This window comes from Nocardia sp. CC201C (genome assembly GCF_030010695.1).
Classification (GTDB): Bacteria; Actinomycetota; Actinomycetes; order Mycobacteriales; family Mycobacteriaceae; genus Nocardia; species Nocardia otitidiscaviarum.
The window spans coordinates 1-4,777 of record NZ_JASCXP010000494.1 but is presented as its reverse complement, the minus strand read 5'-3'; the positions used below and the strand labels follow the sequence as shown (position 1 = coordinate 4,777).

Below are 4,777 nucleotides of genomic sequence, written 5' to 3'. Positions count from 1 at the left end.
GGCGGGGCGTCGGTCCGGAGGCGCTGGTCGCCGTCGCACTGCCCCGCTCGCCCGAGCTGGTCGTCGCGCTGCTGGCCGTGATCAAAGCGGGCGGTGGCTACCTGCCGGTCGACCCCGACTATCCGGCCGACCGCATCGCCTACATGCTCTCCGATGCCCGTCCGACCTGCGTCGTCACCGCCGGAACCGCGCCCCTGACACTGCCTCCGGAGCTTCCGGTCGTCGATCTGGAGCGCTGGAACGCGGCCGAGACCGACGGTGCGCCGATCACGGCCGCCGAGCGGCCGGCCATCCTGGCCCCGCAGCACATCGCCTACGTCATCTACACCTCGGGCTCGACCGGTCGCCCGAAGGGCGTGCAGATCCCGCACGCCAATGTGGTGACCCTGTTTCGGAACACCGCGCCCGCCTTCGGGTTCGGGCCCGACGACGTATGGACGCTGTTCCACTCCTATGCCTTCGACTTCTCGGTCTGGGAACTGTGGGGGCCGCTGCTCACCGGCGGCACCCTGGTCGTGGTCGACTACCAGACGTCGCGATCCCCGGCGACCTTCCTGGCTCTGCTGCGCCGCGAGCGGGTCACCGTGCTCAATCAAACGCCGTCGGCCTTCCACCAGCTCGCCGATGTCGAACGAACCGACTCCGATCCCGACGCAGCACCACTATCGCTGCGCTACATCGTCTTCGGCGGTGAGGCGCTGGACGTGCGCCGGCTCGCCGACTGGTACCGCCGCCACGACGACACCGCGCCGCGGCTGGTCGACATGTACGGCATCACCGAGACCACGGTGCACGTCACACACCGTGCGCTCGACCGTGACGTCGCGGCATCCGGCGGCGGCATCGGCCGGGCACTGCCGGGATTGGGAATCCTGCTGCTGGACAAGCGGCTACGGCCGGTGCCGCTCGGCGTCGCCGGGGAGATCCATGTCTGCGGCGGCCAGCTCGCACGCGGGTACCTCGGCCAGCCGGGGCTGACCGCCGCTCGGTTCGTCGCCGATCCGTTCGGGCCGCCCGGTACCCGGCTCTACCGATCGGGCGACCTCGGGCGGTGGACCGCCGCCGGCGAACTCGAGTATCTGGGCCGGGCGGACGAACAGGTGAAGGTGCGCGGTTTCCGCATCGAACTCGGTGAGATCGAGGCGGCGCTGGTGGCCGACAGCCGGGTGCGCCAGGCGGCGGTGATCCTGCGACACGACGAGACCGACAATCCGCGGATCGTGGCCTATCTGGTACCCGAATCTACCGTGGCGCTGGATCTCCCGGAGCTGCGCACAGATCTGGCACGACGGCTCCCGGACTACATGGTGCCCGCGGCGTTCGTGCCGCTCGATGCCCTTCCGCTGACGGCCAACGGAAAGCTGGATCGCCGGGCGCTGCCCGAGCCGGTCGCGGTGACGGTGGCCTATCGCGCCCCGGTCAGCCGGGCGGAGCGAGCCACCGCGGCGGTGCTGGCCGAGGTGCTCGAGGTGGAGCGGGTCGGCCTGGACGACGGCTTCTTCGCCCTGGGCGGCAATTCCCTGAGCGCCACCCGGGTGGCCGCGCGCCTGGGCGCGGAGCTCGGTGTCACCGTGCCGATCCGCCTGGTGCTCGAGGAGTCCACGGTGGCCGCGCTGGCCGAGCGGGTCGCGGCGCTGCACCCCGACGGCCGGGACACGCGGCTGGCGGTCCGGCCGCGTCCCGCGCGCATTCCGCTGTCCCCGGCACAGCAGCGCCTGTGGTTCATCAACCGATTCGACCAGCGCGCCCACACCTACAACATCCCGTTCGCCGTGCGTATGTGCGGTGAGCTGGACAGCGACGCGCTGCGGGCGGCCGTCGCCGATCTCGTCGCTCGTCACGAGCCGCTGCGCACCGTATACCCGGATGGCCCGGACGGTCCGCGGCAGTTGATCCTGCCCCCGGAGGCTGTCACCCCGCGCCTCGACGTGCGCGACGTTCGCGCCGAGGAATCGGACGAGTGCCTGCGCGCCATCGCCCGCGTCGGTTTCGACCTGACCGTGGAGCCGGGACTACGCATCGAACTACTGCGCGTCGCAGCGCATGAGCACGTTCTTGTCGTCGTCATCCACCATATCGCCGCCGATGGCTGGTCGCTGGCGCCGCTGCTCGCCGACCTCTCCACGGCGTACACCGCCCGGCTGTCCGGTCACGGCCCGGACTGGTCCCCGCTGCCGGTCCAGTACGCCGACTACAGCGTGTGGCAGAGCGAGGCACTCGGCGACGCGACCGACCCCGACAGCGCGGCCGCGGCCGAGCTCGCCTACTGGCGCGATCAGCTGGCCGACCTCCCCGACGAACTGTCGCTGCCGTACGACCGGCCGCGCCCGGCCGTGCAGTCGTTCCGGGGCGCCAAGGTTGCCGTCACGATCGATGCCGCTGTCCATACGGAACTGCTGCGACTGGCCCGCGACACCGATGCCACACCGTTCATGGTCGTGCACGCGGCGTTCTCGGTGCTGTTGGCCCGCATGTCCGGCGGCGACGACATCGCGGTGGGCACACCGGTGGCGGGGCGCGGCGAACGGGAGTTGGACGCTCTGATCGGCATGTTCGTCAATACGGTGGTATTCCGCGCCCGGCTGGATCCGGGCGAGTCCTTCCGGGCGCTGCTGTCCCGGCAGCGAACCGCCGACCTGGCCGCCTTCGCGCATGCGCGGCTGCCGTTCGAGCGGCTGGTGGAGGAATTGAATCCGGTCCGCTCCACCGCCCGGCATCCGCTGGTGCAGATCGGCTTCTCTTTCCAGAACCTGGGTGCCGTGACGGTCGACCTGCCCGGCCTGACCGTGTCCGGATCGGCGATCGAGACCGGTGTCGCGCAGTTCGATCTGCAATTGGTGCTCACCGACCACTACGACGACACCGGATCGCCGACCGGGATCGCCGGGCACATCGTCTATGCCACCGACCTTTTCGACGAGACGACGGTCGCCGATCTCGCGACGCGCTTCACGCGCGTCCTCACCGACGCCGTCGCCCGTCCGCACCTGCCGGTCGGTGATCTGGATCTGCTGGGCACCGTCGAGGCGACGCGAATCCTGCGCGAGTGGAACGCCACCGATCATGCGGTGCCGGACCGCCAGACGCTGGCCTCGCTCTTCGCCGCGCAAGCCGCGCGGACACCGGCCGCCGTGGCTCTGGTGGCGGATCACGGCACGGGCGAACCCCTGACCCTGACCTACCGGGAGTTCTCGGCGAGGGTGAATCGCCTCGCGCGTCACCTGATCTCACTGGGGGTGGGCCCGGAAACGCGGGTGGCGCTGGCGGTGCGCCGCTCCACGGAGCTGATGGTCGGCGTGTACGCGGTGCTGACGGCCGGGGGCGCGTACATTCCGATCGACCCGGACCAACCCGCGGAACGCCTCGATCGGATCCTGCGCGGCGCCGGACCACATGTGCTGCTGAGCACCGTCGCCGACAGCGCCGGGTTGCCGTCGACCACCGTGCCGGTGGTGGCGATCGATGCCCTGGACCTGTCCGCTCTGCCGCCCTACCCGGTGCTCGACGGGGAGCGGCGTTCCCCGTTGCGACCGGAGCACACCGCCTACATCGTGTTCACCTCGGGGTCCACCGGTCGCCCGAAGGGCGTCGCGGTGCCCCATCGCGCGGTGGTGAACCAATTGCTCTGGAAACAAGCCACATTCGGCCTCGACAGCGATGACACAGTGTTGTTGAAGACCGCCGCGACCTTCGACCTGTCGGTGTGGGAGCTGTATTCGGCGGCCCTGGTCGGCGGTCGCACCGTGATCGCCGCCCCGGACGGCCATCGCGATCCGGCGTATCTGCGCACCCTCATCGACGCACAGCGAGTGTCGGTATTGCATCTGGTGCCGTCTCTGCTGACCGCGCTGCTGGCGGGATCGCCCGCCGACCTGCCCGCCACGACGCGGCTGGTGCTCGCCATCGGTGAGACACTGCCCGCGGCGACGGCACAGCGCTTCCGTCGGGTCAATCCACACGTCCAGTTGTGGAATCTGTACGGCCCCACCGAGGCCGCGGTCTCGGTGACCGCGCATCGGGTGGACGACGGCGATACCGCGACGGTCGCGATCGGCCGCCCGGAATGGAATACCCGGGCTTACGTGCTGGACGCACGGCTGCGGCCCGTTCCGCCCGGCGTGGTGGGTGAACTCTATCTCGCGGGTGTGCAGCTGGCGCACGGCTATGTCGGAGCGGGGGCGCTGACCGCGGAACGATTCGTGCCCGACCTGTTCGCCGCCCCGGGCGAACGCATGTATCGCACCGGCGATCTCGCGGCCTGGACCACGACCGGAGAGCTGGAGTACCACGGGCGCACCGACTTTCAGGTCAAGATCCGGGGGTTCCGGATCGAGCTGGGCGATATCGAGGCCGCGCTGCTCGCTCAGGAGGGCATCGCCGCCACGGTCGTCGTCACCCGTCCGGATGCCGACGGCGGTGACCGGCTGGTCGCCTACCTCGCACCCGCACCGGGCCACACCCCGGACCCCGAGACCGTGCGGGCCCGCCTGGCCGCCGTGCTGCCCGCCTACATGGTGCCCGCGGCGCTCGTGGTGCTGGACGCGCTGCCGGTGACCGCCACCGGCAAGGTGGACCGCGCGGCGCTGCCGGACCCGGTCTTCGCCCCCGCTCGCTACCGCGCACCGCTGAGCCGGGCGGAGCGGCTGGTGGCGGCGGTCTTCGCCGAGGTGCTCGGGGTGGAGCGAATCGGTCTGGACGACGATTTCTTCGCCCGCGGCGGCAACTCCCTGCTCGCGACGAAGGTCGCTGCCCGCCTGAGCCGATCGCTCGAGACGGC

1 protein-coding gene is annotated in these 4,777 nt (G+C 70.9%); it reads left to right on the top strand.

Translation table 11 applies throughout. The annotated features are described in order from the left end of the window. The coding region (locus tag QK444_RS32560) for a non-ribosomal peptide synthetase (RefSeq protein ID WP_282785898.1) at nucleotides 1–4,777 on the top strand (4,777 nt) is incomplete at both ends.